The organism is Micromonospora sp. WMMD882, assembly GCF_027497255.1.
Taxonomy (GTDB): Bacteria; Actinomycetota; Actinomycetes; order Mycobacteriales; family Micromonosporaceae; genus Micromonospora.
The window spans coordinates 2,544,799-2,563,083 of sequence record NZ_CP114903.1; the positions used below are offsets into that span (position 1 = coordinate 2,544,799).

The window sequence follows — 18,285 nt, forward strand, 5'->3', positions numbered from 1 at the left end:
CGACGGGTCGGAGCGCCCACCCGTCCCGGGACCAATGGCCCTGAACCCGCCTCCGCGCCCGGACGAAGCTGAGGTTGCCGGGACGAAAAAGCCGTTCCGGGTGCAGAATCCCCCGACCCGCGAGAGGCTTGCCCAGATGGACACCGCCCTGGATGTGACCGGCCCGCTGACCGACGACGAGCTGCGCCGACTGGACGCCTGGTGGCGGGCGGCGAACTACCTGACCGTCGGACAGATCTACCTGCTGGACAACCCCCTCCTGCGGGAACCGCTCACCGCCGCGCACGTCAAGCCCCGGCTGCTCGGCCACTGGGGCACCAGTCCCGGGCTGAACCTGCTCTACGCGCACCTGAACCGGGTGATCGTCGACCGGGACCTGAGCGCCATGTTCGTCACCGGCCCCGGCCACGGCGGCCCGGCCCTGGTGGCGAACACCTGGCTGGAGGGCACCTACAGCGAGCGGTACCACTCGGTCGGCCGGGACGAGGCCGGCATGGCGAAGCTGTTCCGCCAGTTCTCCTTCCCCGGCGGCATCCCCAGCCACGTGGCCCCGGAGGTGCCGGGCTCCATCCATGAGGGCGGCGAGCTGGGCTACGCGCTCAGCCACGCCTACGGCGCCGCGTTCGACAACCCGGACCTGCTGGTCGCCTGCGTGATCGGCGACGGCGAGGCGGAGACCGGGCCGCTCGCCGGTAGCTGGCTGTCCAACGTCTTCCTGAACCCGGCCCGCGACGGGGCGGTGCTGCCGATCCTGCACCTCAACGGCTACAAGATCGCCAACCCGACCGTGCTGGACCGCATCGGCGTCGAAGACCTGCTGACGATGATGCGCGGCTTCGGCCACCAGCCGTACCTGGTCGAGGGGGACGACCCGGCCGCCGTGCACCAGGCCCTCGCGGCCACCCTGGACCGGGTGGTCGACGAGATCGCCGCCATCCAGCGTCGGGCCCGCTCCGGCGGGTCGGTCACCCGCCCCCGCTGGCCGATGATCGTGCTGCGCACCCCGAAGGGCTGGACCGGCCCCGACGTGGTCGACGGCAAACAGGTCGAGGGCACGTACCGGGCGCACCAGGTGCCCGTCGACGCTGTCCGCACCAACCCGGAGCACCTGGCCGAGCTGGAGCGCTGGCTGCGTTCGTACCGGCCGGAGGAACTGTTCGACGCCACCGGCGCGCCGGTGGCCGAGCTGGCCGCGCTGCCGCCGACCGGGGACCGGCGGATGAGCGCCAACCCGGTCACCAACGGCGGCGTGCTGCTGCGCGAGCTGGCCCTGCCGGACTTCCGGGCGTACGCGGTGGACGTGCCCGAGCCGGGCGCGACCGTACGGGGCGCGACCGTCGCGTTGGGCCCCTGGATCCGTGACGTGATCACCGCGAACCCGCAGACGTTCCGGCTGTTCGGCCCGGACGAGGTCGCCTCGAACCGGCTCGGCGCGGCGTTCGAGGTCACCGACCGGGCGTTCGTGGCCGGCACGGTCCCCGGCGACGACCACCTCTCCCCCGACGGCCGGGTGATGGAGGTGCTCTCCGAGCACCTGTGCCAGGGCTGGCTGGAGGGGTACCTGCTGACCGGCCGGCACGGCGTCTTCACCAGCTACGAGGCGTTCATCCACATCGTCGACTCGATGGTCAACCAGCACGCCAAGTGGCTGAAGGTGACCCGGGGCATTCCCTGGCGGCAGCCGGTCGCCTCGCTGAACTACCTGCTCTCCAGCCACGTGTGGCGGCAGGACCACAACGGTTTCTCGCACCAGGATCCGGGCTTCATCGACCACGTGGTCAACAAGAAGGCCGAGGTGGTCCGGGTCTACCTGCCGCCGGACGGCAACACCCTGCTCTCCACCATGGACCACTGCCTGCGCAGCCGGCACTACATCAACGTGGTGGTCGCCGGCAAACAGCCCGCGCCGAACTGGCTGACCATGGACGAGGCGATCCAGCACTGCCGGCGCGGCCTGGGCATCTGGGACTGGGCCAGCACCGACGACGGCCAGGAGCCGGACGTGGTGCTCGCCTGCGCCGGGGACGTGCCGACGCTGGAGACCCTCGCCGCCGCCGACCTGCTCCGCCGACACCTGCCCGACCTGCGGGTCCGGGTGGTCAACGTGGTCGACCTGATGCGCCTGCAACCGCCGTCGGAGCACCCGCACGGGCTGCCGGACAACGAGTTCGACACCATCTTCACCCGCGACCGGCCGGTGATCTTCGCGTACCACGGGTACCCGTGGCTGATCCACCGGCTCACCTACCGCCGCGCCAACCACGGCAACCTGCACGTGCGCGGCTACAAGGAGGAGGGCACCACCACCACGCCCTTCGACATGGTGATGCTCAACGACCTGGACCGCTTCCACCTGGTCATCGACGTGATCGACCGGGTTCCGGGGCTGGCCGCCCGCGCCGCGCACCTGCGGCAGCGGATGGTCGACGCCCGGCAGGAGTGCCGGGACCACACCCGCCGCTTCGGCGAGGACGACCCCCGGGTGGCCGAGTGGCGCTGGGTCCGCGAGGCCGACCCGACGAACCGGTGACGTCGGTGGCCGGTGGGCGCGGGGCCGCGCCCACCGGCCACCGCCCACCCACGAAACGAGAGGCGGACGGACATGAGCGACGAGATCCTGGTCGGCTACGACGGCTCCCCCGACGCGTCGACCGCGCTGTCCTGGGCGCTGGACGAGGCCGGCCGGACCGGCCGGCCGGTACGGCTGGCGTACGTGTTCGAGTGGCTCACGGTGGCCGGCTGGATCGGCCCCGGCGTCACCCCCGGCGCCTGGCCGGACGAGACGGCCCGCCGGCAGGTGGAGGAGATGGTCCACCGGGCCGCCACCGACGCCGCCGCCGGCCGCCCCGGGCTGACCGTGACCGCGGAGGTGTTCGACGGGCCGCCCGCCCTGGTGCTGCAGGAACGCTCCGCCCGGGCGGACCTGCTGGTGCTGGGCAGCCGGGGACACGGCGGCTTCACCGGTCTGCTCGCCGGGTCGACGGCCGTGTCGGTGGCCGCGCACGCGCACTGCCCGGTGGTGGTGGTCCGGCCGGACGCCCCGACCGGCGTCGGGAAGCGGATCGTGGTCGGGGTGGACGGGTCGGACCCGTCCCTGGTCGCCCTCGCCTTCGCGGTGGAACGCGCCGCCCAGCGGGAGGCGCCCCTGCACGTGGTGCGCGCCTGGGCGCCCGCGCAGTGGCGCGCCCAGGGCTTCGACCCGGACGAGGCCGACGCGGCCGAACGCGCCAGCCTGGACGAGTCGTTGGCCCGGTGGCGCGACACCTTCCCGGACCTGCCGGTGAGCACCCAGGTGGAGTCCGGGAATCCGGCGTCGGCGCTGGTGGAGGCGAGCCGGGACGCGCAGCTCGTGGTGGTCGGCAGTCGGGGCCGGGGCGGCCTGGCCGGGGCGCTGCTCGGGTCGGTCAGCCAGCAGGTGCTCCAGCACGCGCACTGCCCGATCGTGGTGGCCCGGGAACGCTGAGTCACGTTCACGGGATTCATTCAATCTACAAGCATAAATGCAACCGGTTACGCTCCAACTCCCGACGCCACGACCACCGAGAGAGAGCAGCCGCATGCGAAAGGTCATCACCGGTTCGGGCGCCGCCACCCTGGCGACCCTGGGCCTGATCGTCGCCGTCCCCGGCAGCGCCACCGCCGCCGCCCCCGCCCCCTGGTGCGACAGCGGTGGCTCCAAGTTCGCCTGCGACACCTCCGTGGGCGGGCCGACCACCTGGACCGTGACCCGCACTGGCACTCCCTACAGCTTCACGGTGAACACCCCCGGTGGGAGCCTGCTGCATGACTGCTCCCCGCAGAGCTCCCTCACCGTCTCCTACAGCTACGTACAGAACGGGACGACCGTGACCAGCCTGCCCAGGGACGTCTGGTGCAACCCCGGCGAGTGGCCGTGACCATCGCCAACCAGCTCCACCGGCCCGGCTACCCCTCCCTCGGCCGTCCCTGACCGCGTCGGCCCGCGCCCAGCGCCCGCAACGCGTTGAGGATCACCACCACGTCGATGCCCTCCTGGAGGAACGCCCCGGCCACCGGCGGCAGCCGACCGGCCGCCGCCACCAGCATCGCCAGCACCGCCAGCCCCATCCCCACGCCGGCGCTCTGCGCGGCGATCCGCCGGGCCCGGCGGGCGATCTCCACGGCGTCGGCGAGCCGGTCCAGCCGGTCCACGGTGAGCACCGCGTCGGCCACGTCGGCGGAGGCCCGCGCCCCGGTCGCGCCCATCGCCACCCCGACGTGCGCCTCGGCCAGCGCCGGGGCGTCGTTCACCCCGTCACCGACCATCACGGTCACCGCCCGCCGCGCCTCCCGGCGGACCCGTTCGACCTTCTCCGCCGGCGGGCACCGCGCCACCACGTCGTCCACGCCGACCGCCCGGGCGACCCGGTCGGCGGTGGTCGACCGGTCGCCGGTGACCATCACCAGCCGGGTCAGCCCGGCCCGCCGCAGCCGCTGGACCGTGGCCGGGGCGTCCGGCCGGACGGGGTCCTCCAGCAGGATCACGCCGAGCGGCCCGGACCCGTCGTCGACCCAGACCGTGGAGTGGCCGGCCAGGTCGGCCCGCTCACGGGCCCGGCGCGCCCATCGCGGCAGGCCGGACGGGTCGTCGGCGAGCTGACCGACCCGCAGCTCCCGCCCGTCCACCAGGCCCCGCACCCCACGGCCCGGCTCCTCGGTGACCCCGGTCGGCTCGGTCAGCGCCAGCCCACGTTCCCGGGCCTGCCCGACCAGCGCGGCGGCCAGCACGTGCGGGGAGAGCTGCTCCACCGACGCGGCCAGCCGCAGCACCTCGTCCGGGTCGCCGCCGGGCGCGACGACCGTCCCGGCCGCCCGGGGTCGCCCGGCGGTGAGCGTCCCGGTCTTGTCCAGCAGCAGGGTGCGGGCGCGGCCGAGCAGCTCCAGCGAGCCGCCGTCGCGGACCAGCACCCCACGTCGGGCGGCCCGGGACAGCCCGGAGACGATCGCGATCGGCGTGGCCAGCAGCAGCGGGCAGGGCGTCGCCACCACCAGCACCGCCACCGCCCGCAGCAGGTCACCGGCGAGCAGCCCGGCGCCGCCGGCCAGCAGCAGCGTGAACGGGACGAACCCCGCCGCGTACCGGTCGGCCAACCGCACCATCGGGGCCCTGCGGGCGGTCGCCTCCTCGGCCAGCCGGACGATCCCCGCGTACGTGCTGCCCGCCGCGTCGGCCGTGGCGACCAACCCGAACCCGGCCCCGGCGTTGACCACGCCGCTGGGCAGGCGCTCGCCGGCGGCCCGGGACGCCAGCCGGGACTCACCGGTCACCACCGACTCGTCGAGGGTGGCCGCCTCGGTAAGCGTCCCGTCGACCGGCACCACGTCACCCGGTCCGACCAGCACCCGGTCCCCGGCCCGCACCGCCGCCAACGGCACCTGCTCGATCCCGCCGTCCGGGCGACGCCGTCGGGCGGTACGCGGGGCCCGGGCCAGCAGCGCCCGCAGGTCCCGGGTCGCCCGGTGCTGCGCGTACGCCTCCAACGACCGGCCCGTCACCAGCATCACCGCCACCACCGCCCCGGCCAGGTACTCGCCCACCGCCAGCGCGCCGGCCAACGCGAGGACCGCCACCACGTCCACGCCGAACCGGCGACGCCAGAACTGCCGCAGCATCGCCACGGCGGCCGGCAGCAGCGTCGCCGCGGTCACCGCCGCCCACACCCAGCCGGCGGCGGTCCGCGCCCCGGCCAGCCAGAGCGCCGCGCCGACCAGCACCACCACGAGGAGCCCGGCCAGCGGCAGCCACTCCCGCCACCGCCGCCGGCGCGCCGCGCCGGGCACCGGCCGCCCCGGAACGCACCCGTTCTCCCCCACCCGGGGATCGTCCCAGCCGCGCGCGGGCGGCAGACCGGGATCGCCGCATCCGGCCCGCGTCGCGGCCCCGGCGGCCGGACGCGACCGCAGACCGGAACGACCCGGGACCGCCGGCCCGCGTCACGGCCCGCTGGCCGGGTACCGCCGGAACCGGAAGACCCGGGACCATCGGCCCGGGCCCCGGGACCGACGGCACTGCCCCGGGGACCACCCCGGCCGCAGGATGGGAGGCAAGCCGGCCCGGAGCGCCACCCGGGTGGGGCACGATGGGGACGACAGACGAAAGGTCGTGACATGAGCCACGAGACGCCGGCCCGCTCGCTGACCACCGCGTACGTGGAGGCCGCCACCACCGCCGGCCACGCCCCGTCGGTGCACAACACCCAGCCCTGGCGGTGGCGGGTGCTGCCCGACGCGCTGGAGCTGCGGGTGGCCGCCGACCGCCGGCTCGCCGCGATCGACCCGGACGGGCGGCTGCTCACCCTGAGCTGCGGCGCCGCCCTGCACCACGCCCGGGTGGCGCTGGCCGCCGAGGGCTGGACGCCCGCCGTCGAACGGCTGCCCGACCCGGACGACCCGGAGCTGCTGGCCCGGATCACCGGCGCCCGCCGCGCCGGACCCGACCCGGACGCGATGCGCCTGGTGCAGTGCATGCAGATCCGGCACACCGACCGGCGGCCGGTCAGCGACGAGCCGGCGCCCGACGAGTCGCTCCGCGAGATCGCCCGGGCCGCCGGGCTGGCCGGCGCCCACCTGCACCTGCTCGACGCCGACCAGGTGCTGGAGCTGGCCGCCGCCGCCGGGCACGCCGCCTCCGTGGAGGCCGAGGACCCACAGGCACGCGAGGAGCTGGCGTACTGGACCAGCCGGGCCGGCGTCGGCGTCGGCCTGCCGGCGGAGGCGCTGCCCGCGCAGCCCCCGCAGACCACCGTCCCGGCCCGGGACTTCGGCCGGCCCGGCAGCCTCCCCATCGGCCCCGGCCACGACCGGGCGGCCCGCTACGCGATCCTGTTCGGCGACGCCGACGAGCCGGACGGTTGGCTCGCCGCCGGCGAGGCGCTCTCCGCCGCCTGGCTGGCCGCCACCCGGCTGTGCGTCTCCGTGGTGCCGCTCAGCGGCGTCGTCGAGGTCGCCGGCACCCGGCAGACGCTGCGCCGGCTGCTGTCCGGGCTCGGCTTCCCGTACCTGGCGCTGCGGCTGGGCGTCGCCGACCCGGCGAACACCGGGCCCGCGCCCACTCCCCGGCTCGACGCCACGCAGGTCGTCGACACCTCGGCGGTACGCGACCAGCGGTGACCCGTCGCCGGAAGGTCGGGCCGGCGGGGACGCGGTCTCGTGCCGGACGGTCACCGGGCGGTAACATCCCCCGGTGGCCGATCCCGCTCCGCGCCCGCGCCCGGCGCCCCCCTCGCTGGGGCTGAGCCCGCTGTCCCGGGTCCGTCTCGACGAGCTGCTGCAGGAGATGCTCGACCGGGTCGGCGAGGTCGTCACCAGCCGGGAACGGCTGCGTGCCCTGCTCGACGCGGTCGTCGGCATCAGCACCGACCTCGACCTGCACAGCACCCTGCAACGCATCGTGCGCTCGGCGTGCGAGCTGGTCGGCGCCCGCTACGGCGCGCTCGGCGTGGTCGGCCCCGACCGTACGCTGCACGACTTCATCGTGCACGGGGTCACCGCCGGACAACACGCCGCCATCGGCGACCTGCCGCACGGCCGGGGCGTGCTGGGGCTGCTCATCGACGAGCCGCGTCCGCTGCGCATGCCCGACATCACCCAGCACCCCCGGTCGTACGGGTTCCCGCCGAACCACCCGCCGATGCACACCTTCCTCGGCGTGCCGGTACGCATCCGTGACCAGGTCTTCGGCAACCTCTACCTGGCCGAGAAACAGGGCGGCGCGCAGTTCACCGAGGACGACGAGGAGATCGTCGTCGCGCTCGCCGCGGCGGCCGGCGTGGCCATCGAGAACGCCCGCCTGTACGCGCTGGCCCACCGGCGGGAACGCTGGCTCGCCGCCACCGCCGAGATCACCTCGGTGCTGCTCGGCGAGGTCCGCCGCACCGACGCGCTGGCGTTGGTGGCCCGCCGCGCCCGCGAGGTCGCCGAAGCCGAGCTGGCCCTGGTGCTCCTCTACGACGAGGACGCCGACCAGTTCACCGTCGAGGTCGTCGACGGCGTCGGGGACCGGGTCGGGGAGCTGCTCGGCGCGGTCCTGCCGGCCGGTGAGACCACCTTCCGCGGGTCGGTCACCGAGCACCGGCACGAGCTGCTGGAGAACCTCGCCCAGGCCGCGCCGTGGCCCGCCCCGGTGACCGCCGGGCCGGCGGTGGTCTCGCCGCTGGCCGCCGCGGACACCCTGCACGGCGTCCTGGTCACCGCGCACCAGCCGGACCGGGGCGACACCACCGACGACGACGTCGCCCTGCTGCGCAGCTTCGCCGGTCAGGCCGCGCTGGCCATGGAACGCGCCCGGGGCCAGGAGGAACGCGAGCTGCTGCTGGTCCTGGAGGACCGCGAACGCATCGCCCGGGACCTGCACGACGTGGTGATCCAACGACTGTTCGCCACCGGCCTGCAGTTGCAGAGCGCCGCCCCGATGGCCACCCGCCCCGACGTGGCGAAACGGATCAACGCCGCCGTCGACGACCTGGACGCCACCATCCGCGACATCCGCCGCACCATCTTCGAGCTGCGTACCCCGATGAGCGCGACGCTGCGCACCGAGATCCGCGAGGCGGTCGACGCCGCCGCGCAGTCCCTCGGCTTCCGGCCGGAGCTGGACCTGGCCGGTCCGGTCGACAGCGCCGTGCCCGACGCCGTCCGCCCCGACCTGCTCGCCGTGCTCCGCGAGGCGCTGTCCAACGCGGTACGGCACGCCCGCGCCGGCCGGGTGACCGTCGCCGTACGCGTCGACGCCGGCCGGGTGACGGTGCGGGTCACCGACGACGGGGTGGGCCTCGACCCGTCCGCCGCCCGCAGCGGGCTGGTCAACCTGCGCGAGCGCGCCACCGGACTCGGCGGGGAGTTCACCGTCGGGCCGGCCGACCCGCGCGGCACCGAGCTGTGCTGGACCGTCCCCCTGCGCGACTGACCCGCCTGGCGGGTCCGGCCCCGGCCGGCCCGGCCCGCAGCGTCCGGCTGCTCGGCCGCCCCTGCCCGGCCCTGGACGGCCGGCGACGGCGGGCGGGCTCCGTCAGTGCCGCTGGCCGAGCAGCCGGGTGGCCAGCACCGCCGCCTGGGTACGCCGTTCCAGACCGAGCTTGGCGAGCACGCTGGAGACGTAGTTCTTCACGGTCTTCTCGGCCAGGAACATCTTGCCGGCGATCTCCCGGTTGGTCAGCCCCTCGGCGACGTACTCCAGGATCCGTCGCTCCTGCTCGGTCAGCGACTTCAGCTCCTGGGGCTGCTCCACGCCGCTGCGGATCCGGTCCAGCACCCGGGTGGTGATCGCCGGGTCCAGCAGCGACTGCCCGGCCGCCACCCGCCGCACCGCGTCCACCAGATCCGTGCCCCGGATCTGCTTCAACACGTACCCGGCCGCCCCCGCCATGATCGCCGCGAACAGCGCCTCGTCGTCCTCGTACGAGGTCAGGATCAGGCCCTTGATCGACGAGTCCACCGCCCGCACGTCCCGGCACACGTCGATGCCGTTGCCGTCGGGCAGCCGGGCGTCGAGGATCGCCACGTCCGGCCGGAGCGCGGGAATACGCCGGGCCGCCTCCGGCGCGGAGCCGGACTCGCCGACCACCTCGATGTCACCGCTGCTGGTGAGCAGGTCGGCCAGGCCACGACGGACGACCTCGTGGTCGTCGAGAAGGAACACCCGGATCATCCCTCGTTTCTACCCCGCCCGACCGCCCCTGGCACGGGCCGAAGGTCCCGAACGTCCCGCCGACCGCGGGTAGCTGGTCCCGGCCGGTGGGGACGTCCGGCCCTGCCCGACGCCGGTCCGCCGGGCGCACCGTGGAGACGCACACACGAGGGCGCCACGCCCGGGAGGAGCGTCACCATGGACATCGGCTACACCGTCGAGCAGCTCCGCGCCGCCGTGGCGGACGCCGTCCGGGCGCCATCGCTGCACAACACCCAGCCGTGGCGGTTCCGGCTGTGCGACGGCGGCATCGACCTCGCCGTCGACCCCACCCGCCGGCTGCCCGCCACCGACCCGACCGGCTGGGGCGCCCGCCTGTCCTGCGGGGCCGCCCTGCACAACCTGCGGCTCGCGCTGGCCGTCGCCGGCGCCCCCGCCACCGTACGGCTGCGCCCCTACCCCGGCGAGCCGGACGTGGCGGCCCGGCTGGTCCCGGACCTGCCCCGCCGCGCCACCCCCACCGAGCGGAGCCTGCACGCCGCCGTACCACGCCGGTTCAGCAACCGCGCCCCGTTCTGGCCCGACCCGGTGCCCGCCGACGTGCGGTGGCGGCTCGGCGAGGCCGCCCGGGTCGAACAGTGCTGGCTGGAGCTGGTGATCGGCGCCAGCGCGGTGAGCGCGTTCGCCGAGATCGCCGGCAGCGCGCACCGGGTGCTCGAACGCGACCCCGCCTACCGGGCCGAGCGGACCGCGTGGACCCGCATCGGACCGGCCACCGACGGGGTGCCCGCCGCGGCGGGCGGCCCCCGGGCCGAACCCCAGGACCTGCTGCCCAGCCGTGGTTTCGGCGCGCTCGACCGGGCCCCCGGGCGGGACTTCGAACCGGAGCCGCTGGTCGCCGTGCTCATCTCGGCCGGCAACACCGCCACCGACCAGCTCGTCGCCGGGCAGGCGCTGCAACGGGTGCTGCTGACCGCCACCGACGCCGGGCTGGGCGCGTCGCTGCTCTCCCAACCCATCGAGGTGCCCGGGGCGCGGGAACGGCTGCGGCGGTCGCTGGGCCGCTTCGGCACCCCGCAGATGGTGCTGCGGATCGGGTACGGCCAGCCGGGCCGCCCCACCCCGCGCCGCCCGCTCGACGAGGTGCTCGACCTGCCCGTCACGCGGCCCTGACCCGGCACGGCCACGGCCCTGACCCGGCGCGCCCGGCGCCGGGCCATGACCTGGCACGCCCCGGTCAGGTCGCCCGGTTCACGATCTCGAGCTGCGCCATCATGCCCGCCGAGGAGTGCTCCGGGAAGTGGCAGTGGTAGACGTACCGGCCGGTGAACCCGGAGAACGTGGCCTGCACCCGCACCGTGGAGCCCGGCGGCACGTGCACGGTGTCCTTCCAGCCCGCCTCGGCCGGCGCGGCCGGCGTCCCGTCCCGGTCGAGCAGCCGGAACTGCACCATGTGCAGGTGGAAGTCGTGGTCGATCCGGAACTGGGTGTCGGCGTTGGTGACCCGCCAGATCTCCGTGGTCCCGTTGACCACCCGGGCGTCCACCCGGCCCGCGTCGAAGGTCTGACCGTTGACCGTGAACGCCAGCTTCGACCTGTCGAAGCTCAGCGTCACGTCCCGGGTGACCGTGGCGGTGGGCAACGGCGGCATCGGGACCAGCCGGTCCGGCACCCGGCTGTCGTCGGGCGCCACGCCCGCGACGTCGAAGGCGAGCACCGGCCCGGAGGTGTCCGCCAGCACCAGCCGGGCCCCGACCGGCTCGCCCGCGAAGTCGATGACCACCTCGGCCCGCTCACCCGGGGTCAGCCGCACCTCGTCGACCACGACCGGGGCCGGCAGCAGCCCGCCGTCGGTGCCGATCTGGACCATCCGCCCCCGCTCCAACCGCAGCCGGAAGATCCGGTGCAGGGCGGCGTTGAGCAGCCGGAACCGGTACCTTCGGGCGGTCACCCGCAGGTACGGCTGCGGCTTGCCGTTGGCCAGGACGATCGGGCGGTCACCGCCGTTGGCCGGGTCGAACACCAGCGACCCGTCGGCGCCGACCGCCGCGTCCCGCAGCAGGACCGGCACGTCGTACCGGCCCGACGGCAGGCCCAACGCCTCCTCCGCCGGATCGGAGATCAGGTAGAACCCGTGCAGCCCCCGGTAGATGTGCTCGGCCTCCATGTGGTGACTGTGGTCGTGGTACCACAGCGTGGCCGCCTGCTGGAGGTTCGGGTACGCGTACGTACGCGTCGCGCCCGGGTTGATCGCGTCCATCGGGTGGCCGTCCTGGGCCGCCGGGGTGAACCCGCCGTGCAGGTGCACGTTCGTCGGGTGGGCGAGCTGGTTGGTCACCTGCAACGCCACCGCCCGCCCCCGCCGGGCCCGGATGGTGGGGCCGACGAACCGGCCCTGGTACCCGAGGACGGGCGTGGCCACCCCGGGGACGATCTCCGTCGTCCCGGCCCGCACCGGCAACTGGTACAGGTCCGCGTCGCCGCCCACGTACACCGGGCGCAGCACCGGCGGGATCGGCAGGGCCACGCCGAACGGCTCGACCGCCGCCGCGCCGCCCCGGCCGGCGTCCGCGCCGCCGTGCCGGTGCTCCCGGTGGGACCGCTCGGTCCGGTCGGCGGCGCCGGCCGCCGCCCCGGCGGACGAGAGAACCGTCGCGCCCGCGGCGGCCAGCCCACCGAGCGCGACCACGCGTCGTCTGTCCACTGTGCACTCCCCCTCGTCGGTCAGCAGGAGGAGTCAACCCGAGCAGCCTCGAAGGCCGGTGGAGCCGCGAAGAACACCGGAGAGCAGCAGACGGAAGGCACCGCGAAGGCCGGTGGAGGAGCGCGGCCGGCGGATAGGAGTGGGCGATACTGGGTTTGAACCAGTGACCTCTTCCGTGTCAAGGAAGCGCGCTCCCACTGCGCCAATCGCCCCGGGTGTGCCTCAGACGGGCTACGAGCGGACGACGGGATTCGAACCCGCGACCCTCACCTTGGCAAGGTGATGCGCTACCAGCTGCGCTACGTCCGCGTGCCCCCGGGATCACCCGGTGACAGCGTGAACTCTACCCGAGCCAAGATCAGAGACGAAACCGGGTATCCGTTCCCGCGCCGGCCCCGGGCTCACGACCCGCCCGGCCCGGGCGGCGGCTCCGACTGCCGCTGCCGGGGCGGCTGCGGCCCCGGCTGCGGGGACGGCCGGACCGGCTGCTGCCCCGGCGCCGGCGCGCCCCACCCGGGCAGCAGCCCGGCGGCGGTCTGGTCCGCCGACGCCGGCTGCGGGGCGATCGGCGCCGGCTGGGAGAGCGTCACCTGGCCCGGCGGCCCGGACGTCGGGTACGCCGCCGCGCCGTCGGACGGCAACGGCGCCAGCGGCACCGGATCCATCGTCATGTACGGCAGGGTCACGATCTCCGGATTGCACTCCACCGCCTGCACCACCGAGCCCCGACCCTCCCCCTTCACCAGCAGCAGCGCGTAGTCGGGCAGATCCTGCAACACTCGGGGCTCCACCGCGTACTCGTACACCCGCTGCGCCTCGGCGGCGTCGTTCCAGGTCGTCCCGGCGGCCACCGACCGGGTCTGGCTCCAGTTCCGGCTCCGGCTCCAGGTGCGGCTACGCTGCCGGATCAGCGCCCGGCCCTCGCCCCGGCTGCCCTCGGTGCGGCTGTCGGTCTCCGAGCCGCCCTGCATGTCGGCCAGGGTGTGCGTCTCGTTCCCGCCCAGCGTCCGGGTCATACCACTGAGCACGAACTTGTGCTGCCGGCCGATGAACTCGGCGGCCTGCTGCGCCTCCCGGTGATTGCCCAACCGCATGAACGCCACCTCGCCGCCACCGAGGGCGTGCAACGCCTGCTCCCGCAGGTGCGCGTAGAACAGCACCAGGCGGATCCCCCGCCGCTCGCAGAGCGTGCCGAGCCGCTCGATCTGCCGGTGGTGCAGCTCGTCCGCGCCGACCAGCACGATCGAGCCGCCGCTGATCTCCTCCCGGCTGACCCGGCGGATCAGCCACTGCGTCAGCAGGTCCTTCAGCAGCTCGTGCTGGGCGCTGCGGCCGTCCCGGTCGGCGACCAGACACGACAGCTCGGCGTCCGGCGGCCCGCCCCCGGTCTGCCCCAACGTCTCCAGCGGACGCAGGAAGCTCTCCAGGCGGCGCAACTGGTGGTGCGCCTGCCGGCGGGCCTCCTCGGGCAGCAGGCTGATCACCAGCGAGCACTCGATCTCGCTGAGCGCCGGCTGACCGGGCCGGTCGGTCAGCACCCGCAGCCCGGCCACGATCCGGGCGATGGTGACCTCGTCGCCGAGCACCTCGCACAGCTCCCCGAGCAGCATCGCGTCCTGGTGCCGTTGGGCGCGGTCACCGCCGTCCGCCGCCCCGTGCATCGACTCCACCAGCAGGTCGACCAGTTCCCGGGGGGAGAGCCCGGCGAGCAGGTCCAGCTCCCGCAGGCCGGACGGGAACCCGGTGACCCGCACCGACCGGCGGGTCTGCTCGGCCAGGCTCATCAGCTCGCCGCAGAGCGCCTCGCCGGTGAAGTCCACCAGCGTCATCGGGCCCCGGGTGCTCAGCAGCGACCCGCCGAGCACGGTCAGCAGCGCCTCCCAGCCGTAGCTGCTGCCCCCGACCACGTCGATCCGGCGGGTGCCCGGCGAGGGGGCCGCCGCGCTCCACTCGTACATCTGCTCCAACGCCCGCTGCTGCCCCTGCTCGAACTCGACCCGGCGGGCCTCCCACCCCGCCCGGGCCTGCTCGTACGCGGCGCGGACCTGCTCCTGCGCGGTGGCCAGGTCCTTCTCGGCCTGCCGTCGCAGCAGCCAGACCACCAGCGCGCCGCCCAGCCCGCCGAACGCGGAGAGGATGGTCAGGAACATGACGAACCAGCCGAACGGCTCGGCGAGGCTGCTCGCGAACCGACCACAGCAGCCGAACAGCGCCGCCAGACCGAGCCCCACCCCGAGCGACACGCCGACCCGCCGCAGCGTCCGCTGCCGGGCCGTGGTGGCCCGGGTGACCAGCTCCGGCGGGACCGTCCCGGGCGTCGGCGGGGGCTCCGGGAACCGCCGCCGGTAGAGGTTGCGGTCCTGGTAGATCCAGCCGAACCGCTCGCCCGGCACGGCGAGCCGGGGCAGCGGGTCGTCTCGGTGCGCGATCTCGGTCATGGGGCAGGGCGCCGCCTTCCACAGTGGCAGGATCCAGGATCGAATTCGCAGTTAACCAGGCACCCGGCGAATCGAGAAGACCACCGTGCGCCATCGGCGCGAGTCGGGCCTAGAGTTGGCCGGTCCCCCGTCGCCGCCCCCGAGGAGCCAGCCGTCATGGTCGACGTCGCGGTGGCCGTCGTCCTGCTGCTGGCCGCGATCACGGTCGCGGTCGGGTACGCCCGGTGGCGGCGGCGACGTGTCGGCGGCCCACCGTCCGGCAACCCGCCCGGACCTCTCGGGGCCGCTCCGGGAACGGCCGGCCGAGGTCGGCGGTTCCCGGCGCCCCGGCTGTCCGTACGTCGGCTCGTGCCGCCCTGGCGGCGGACGCCGGACCCCTGGCCGGACGCGGGCCGGATCCCGACGGAGGTCACCGTCCTCTGCCTGGACTGTCGGGGGCGGGGCTGGATCGACCGGAGGGAACGGACCCTCGACTTCACCGGGGCCGGCTTCGCGGACGTGGAGCGCCCGCCCACCATGTGCGTGACCTGCTCCGGCTCCGGCCAGGTCACCCGCTGACCACCACCGTGGGACCGGCGGGTCGGACGTGCCGGGGTGGGGCGAGTGGACGGACGACGGCGGCCCGCCCCGGAATCCGGGACGGGCCGCCGTCTCACTGGTGGGCGATACTGGGTTTGAACCAGTGACCTCTTCCGTGTCAAGGAAGCGCGCTCCCACTGCGCCAATCGCCCTCGCCTATTGCCGAGGTGGAGACGGGATTTGAACCCGTGTACACGGCTTTGCAGGCCGTTGCCTCGCCTCTCGGCCACTCCACCGAGGTTGCCCCCGCATGCGTGGTGGCATCTCGCCGAGCGGACGACGGGATTCGAACCCGCGACCCTCACCTTGGCAAGGTGATGCGCTACCAGCTGCGCTACGTCCGCATGCCCCCGGATTCTCACCGGGTGACGGATGAGAACTCTAGCCGAGGCCGGGAACGCTTGCCAAATCGGGTCCGTTTCTGGCGCGTTGCCCCGGCCGGGCCGACGCGTTGTTCCGGGCGGAGGAGTCGACGGGAGGGGCCGGTGGGCGGGGCCGATGGGTGCGGACCGGCGGCGGGGCGGGGCGGGGTGGTGACGTGCCACCGCCCGGGTGCGGCTTCCTAGGAGCCTGGGTGAGTTCGCCGCCGGTTTACGGCCCCCTGCTGTCCGGGTTCCGACTGTCCCGCTCGGCGGGGCCGGAGCGGTAACTCCTCGTGAGCGCCCTGATGGGCTACGGTAGCCGCGTGACAAGACGTGCCGCCGAGATCCGCCTGGATGCCCTGCTGCGCACGGCGTGTGACGTGATCGTGGAACGCGGCCTGGCGAACACCCGCACCGCCGACGTGGCCCAGGCGGCCGGGGTCAGTCAGGCGCTGGTGTTCTATCACTTCGCCACCAAGGACCGGCTGCTCGAGCAGGCGTTCACGTACGCCGTCGAGCAGGACCTCGCCCGCCTGGACGCCGTGGTCCGCTCCGCCGCGCCCCCGCTGGCCAAGCTGAAGAAGATCCTGCGGCTCTACACGCCCGCCGGCCGCTCCACGTCGTGGTCGTTCTGGATCGACGGCTGGGCCGAGTCGCTGCGTACCCCGGAGCTGGAGAAGGTCTGCCGTCGCCTCGACCTGCGGTGGCGGCAGGACCTCGCCGCGGTGATCTCGGCCGGCGTCCAGGACGGCACCTTCGAGTGCGCCGACCCGGCCGGCGCGGCGTGGCGGATCCACGCCGTGATGGACGGTCTCGCGGTGCAGCTCGCCGTCCACCACCGGGTGATCACCCGACGACAGTTCGCCGAGTGGATCCGCCTGCTCACCGCCCGGGAGCTGGGCCTGGACCCGGCCGAGCTCGACTGAGCCGTCGACCGCGGCCCCGACGCCTGTGCACGGCCAGGCTCCCGGGCGACGAAACGGCAGGCTCGGCGCAACCCGCTGCGGCCGGCCCGCCCGGCCCGGACAATCGACGGCATGGAGCTGCTGGAGGCGTACCGACGCGGACTCACCGGGTTCGTCGGGCTGGTCGACCAGGTCGCCCCCGACCAGTGGTCGGCGCCCACCCCGTGCCCCGACTGGGACGTACGGGCGCTGGTCGACCACGTGGTGACCGAGGAACTCTGGTCGGTGCCGCTGCTCGACGGCGCGACCGTCGAGTCGGTGGGTGACCGCCTCGACGGCGACCAGCTCGGCCCGGACCCGGTCGGCGCCGCCCGGGACGCCGTCCGGCAGGCCGAGCGGGCCGCCGCCGCCCCCGGCGCGCTGGACCGCGACGTACGGCTCTCGGCCGGCCCGACCCCGGCTCGGGAGTACCTGCGCCAGCTCCTCGCCGAGCACCTGGTGCACGGCTGGGACCTGGCGGTGGCGATCGGCGTCGCCCCCCGGCTGGACGGGGCGGCGGTGCGCGAGTGCGCCCGCTGGTTCACCGAACGCGTCTCCGACTACCAGGCGGGCAGCCTCGTCCGGCCGGCGGTGGAGGTGCCGGCCGACGCGGACGAGCAGGACCGGCTCGTCGCCGCGTTCGGCCGCGACCCCGCCTGGACCCCCGGCTCCTGACCGGCCGGGGCCGCTACCAGCTCCCCACGACCGGCAGACGTCGCCGTCGGCCGGGCTCGTCGGACGCCCGGCCCAGCACCTGACGCATCCGCAGCAGCAGCCCGATCCCGAGGGAGATCAGCAGTCCGCCGAGGAGGAAGGCGGCCTGTACCAGGCCGAATCCGCCGCCGGTCGACCCGGTCCGCCGCGCGGCCACCCCGGCCCGGTCACCGCCCGCCCCGGCGTCGCCGTTCGCGCCGTCGCCCGCCCCGACCGGTCCCGCCGGCTCCCCCGTCGGGTCCTCCGTCGGGTCTTCCGTCGGGTCTTCCGTCGGGTCGTCGGTCGGGTCGTCGTCGGTCGTCCCGGGTCCGTCGGCGTCGGTCGACCGCTCCGGCCCGGCCGTCGACGCCGCGACCACGCTCCGGGTCGCCGTCTGCCGGGCCAACAGACGCAGATCCGCGTCGTACGCCTCGACGGCGAGCGACACCCGCCCGCCGGTGACGTCCCCGGTGACCGCCAGCCGGTAGCGGGCGGTCACCGTCCGGCCGGCGCAGAGCGTGCCCGGGTCGAGTCGCCGATCGGTCAACCGGGCCACCGTGCCGTCGGCGCGCACCTGCGTCGGGAACGCCCCGTCCTGCTCGACCCGCTCCAGCCGCACCTGGTCCAGCCGCAGGTCACGCACGCTGAGCACCAGCGACCAGCGCACCTTCAGGCAGCCGCCGGCGTCGTCCCGGGAGACCACCGCGGCGACCGTCTCGACCCGGCCGGTGACGAGCCGGTCCGGCAGCCCGGACAGCTCGGTGGTGAAGTCCGCCGCCGCCGGGACCGACCCACCGGGCACCGCCACCGCCAGACAACCCAGGACCGCCCCGACCCGCGTCGCGTACCGCCGCCACACCCCTGTCACCGTCTGATCCCTCCGGTCACCGCGTCCCTGTCTCGACGCTAGGCGCGACGCCGG

General features: G+C 75.0%; 14 protein-coding genes and 5 tRNA genes. 9 read left to right on the forward strand and 10 right to left on the reverse strand.

Annotation, left to right across the window (positions count from 1 at the left end):
* Positions 1-136 precede the first annotated feature (136 nt).
* The 3 genes from O7606_RS10230 to O7606_RS10240 all read left to right on the forward strand — a co-directional run bounded on the left by O7606_RS10230 (position 137) and on the right by O7606_RS10240 (position 3,896).
* Positions 137-2,530, forward strand: coding sequence for a phosphoketolase family protein (locus tag O7606_RS10230; RefSeq protein WP_281598825.1), 2,394 nt, complete (start codon positions 137-139; stop codon positions 2,528-2,530).
* Between the two features lie 72 nt (positions 2,531-2,602).
* Complete coding sequence (locus tag O7606_RS10235) at positions 2,603-3,463, forward strand: universal stress protein (RefSeq protein ID WP_281598826.1); 861 nt, start codon at positions 2,603-2,605, stop codon at positions 3,461-3,463.
* 94 nt (positions 3,464-3,557) lie between these two features.
* The gene (locus O7606_RS10240) at positions 3,558-3,896 is read left to right on the forward strand and encodes a hypothetical protein (protein ID WP_281598827.1); all 339 of its coding nucleotides are present in this window, start codon (positions 3,558-3,560) and stop codon (positions 3,894-3,896) included.
* Positions 3,897-3,924: 28 nt separating this feature from the next.
* Here the strand turns inward: O7606_RS10240 and O7606_RS10245 are convergent, their stop codons facing one another.
* Positions 3,925-5,799 (reverse strand): heavy metal translocating P-type ATPase, encoded by a 1,875-nt coding sequence (locus O7606_RS10245; RefSeq protein ID WP_281599590.1) that lies wholly within the window; start codon positions 5,797-5,799, stop codon positions 3,925-3,927.
* A 327-nt stretch (positions 5,800-6,126) separates the two neighbouring features.
* Here O7606_RS10245 and O7606_RS10250 point away from each other — a divergent pair, with 327 nt between their 5' ends.
* Positions 6,127-7,128, forward strand: a complete 1,002-nt coding sequence (locus tag O7606_RS10250) for a nitroreductase (RefSeq protein ID WP_281598828.1) — start codon at positions 6,127-6,129, stop codon at positions 7,126-7,128.
* Positions 7,129-7,294: 166 nt separating this feature from the next.
* Positions 7,295-8,923, forward strand: a complete 1,629-nt coding sequence (locus O7606_RS10255; RefSeq protein ID WP_281599592.1) for a GAF domain-containing sensor histidine kinase — start codon at positions 7,295-7,297, stop codon at positions 8,921-8,923.
* Positions 8,924-9,025: 102 nt separating this feature from the next.
* On the opposite strand, the gene O7606_RS10260 is transcribed toward O7606_RS10255, so the two are convergent.
* Positions 9,026-9,664, reverse strand: a complete 639-nt coding sequence (locus tag O7606_RS10260; protein WP_281598829.1) for a response regulator transcription factor — start codon at positions 9,662-9,664, stop codon at positions 9,026-9,028.
* 177 nt (positions 9,665-9,841) lie between these two features.
* Here O7606_RS10260 and O7606_RS10265 point away from each other — a divergent pair, with 177 nt between their 5' ends.
* Positions 9,842-10,816, forward strand: a complete 975-nt coding sequence (locus tag O7606_RS10265) for a nitroreductase (protein ID WP_281598830.1) — start codon at positions 9,842-9,844, stop codon at positions 10,814-10,816.
* Positions 10,817-10,880: 64 nt separating this feature from the next.
* On the opposite strand, the gene O7606_RS10270 is transcribed toward O7606_RS10265, so the two are convergent.
* From O7606_RS10270 to O7606_RS10285, 4 genes are all read right to left on the reverse strand, one after another.
* On the reverse strand, positions 10,881-12,347 hold the full coding sequence (locus tag O7606_RS10270; RefSeq protein WP_281598831.1) for a multicopper oxidase domain-containing protein: 1,467 nt from the start codon (positions 12,345-12,347) through the stop codon (positions 10,881-10,883).
* 140 nt (positions 12,348-12,487) lie between these two features.
* Positions 12,488-12,559, reverse strand: a tRNA-Val gene (locus O7606_RS10275).
* A 24-nt stretch (positions 12,560-12,583) separates the two neighbouring features.
* Positions 12,584-12,656 (reverse strand) — tRNA-Gly (locus tag O7606_RS10280).
* Positions 12,657-12,748: 92 nt separating this feature from the next.
* Positions 12,749-14,785 carry a hypothetical protein gene (locus O7606_RS10285; protein WP_281598832.1) on the reverse strand — a complete coding sequence of 679 codons (2,037 nt, stop codon included), beginning with the start codon at positions 14,783-14,785 and terminating at the stop codon, positions 12,749-12,751.
* A gap of 156 nt (positions 14,786-14,941) precedes the next feature.
* Between O7606_RS10285 and O7606_RS10290 the strand changes: the two genes are divergently transcribed.
* On the forward strand, positions 14,942-15,343 hold the full coding sequence (locus tag O7606_RS10290) for a hypothetical protein (RefSeq protein ID WP_281598833.1): 402 nt from the start codon (positions 14,942-14,944) through the stop codon (positions 15,341-15,343).
* Between the two features lie 98 nt (positions 15,344-15,441).
* On the opposite strand, the gene O7606_RS10295 is transcribed toward O7606_RS10290, so the two are convergent.
* The 3 genes from O7606_RS10295 to O7606_RS10305 form a co-directional block, all read right to left on the reverse strand.
* Positions 15,442-15,516 (reverse strand) — tRNA-Val (locus tag O7606_RS10295).
* A 13-nt stretch (positions 15,517-15,529) separates the two neighbouring features.
* Positions 15,530-15,600: transfer RNA gene (locus O7606_RS10300), tRNA-Cys, on the reverse strand.
* Between the two features lie 35 nt (positions 15,601-15,635).
* Positions 15,636-15,708: transfer RNA gene (locus tag O7606_RS10305), tRNA-Gly, on the reverse strand.
* A gap of 341 nt (positions 15,709-16,049) precedes the next feature.
* Here O7606_RS10305 and O7606_RS10310 point away from each other — a divergent pair.
* Positions 16,050-16,652, forward strand: coding sequence for a TetR/AcrR family transcriptional regulator (locus tag O7606_RS10310; protein ID WP_281598834.1), 603 nt, complete (start codon positions 16,050-16,052; stop codon positions 16,650-16,652).
* Between the two features lie 111 nt (positions 16,653-16,763).
* Positions 16,764-17,345 carry a TIGR03086 family metal-binding protein gene (locus O7606_RS10315; RefSeq protein ID WP_281598835.1) on the forward strand — a complete coding sequence of 194 codons (582 nt, stop codon included), beginning with the start codon at positions 16,764-16,766 and terminating at the stop codon, positions 17,343-17,345.
* Between the two features lie 13 nt (positions 17,346-17,358).
* Here O7606_RS10315 and O7606_RS10320 read toward each other — a convergent pair whose 3' ends face one another.
* Positions 17,359-18,231, reverse strand: a complete 873-nt coding sequence (locus tag O7606_RS10320; RefSeq protein WP_281598836.1) for a hypothetical protein — start codon at positions 18,229-18,231, stop codon at positions 17,359-17,361.
* Positions 18,232-18,285 lie beyond the last annotated feature (54 nt).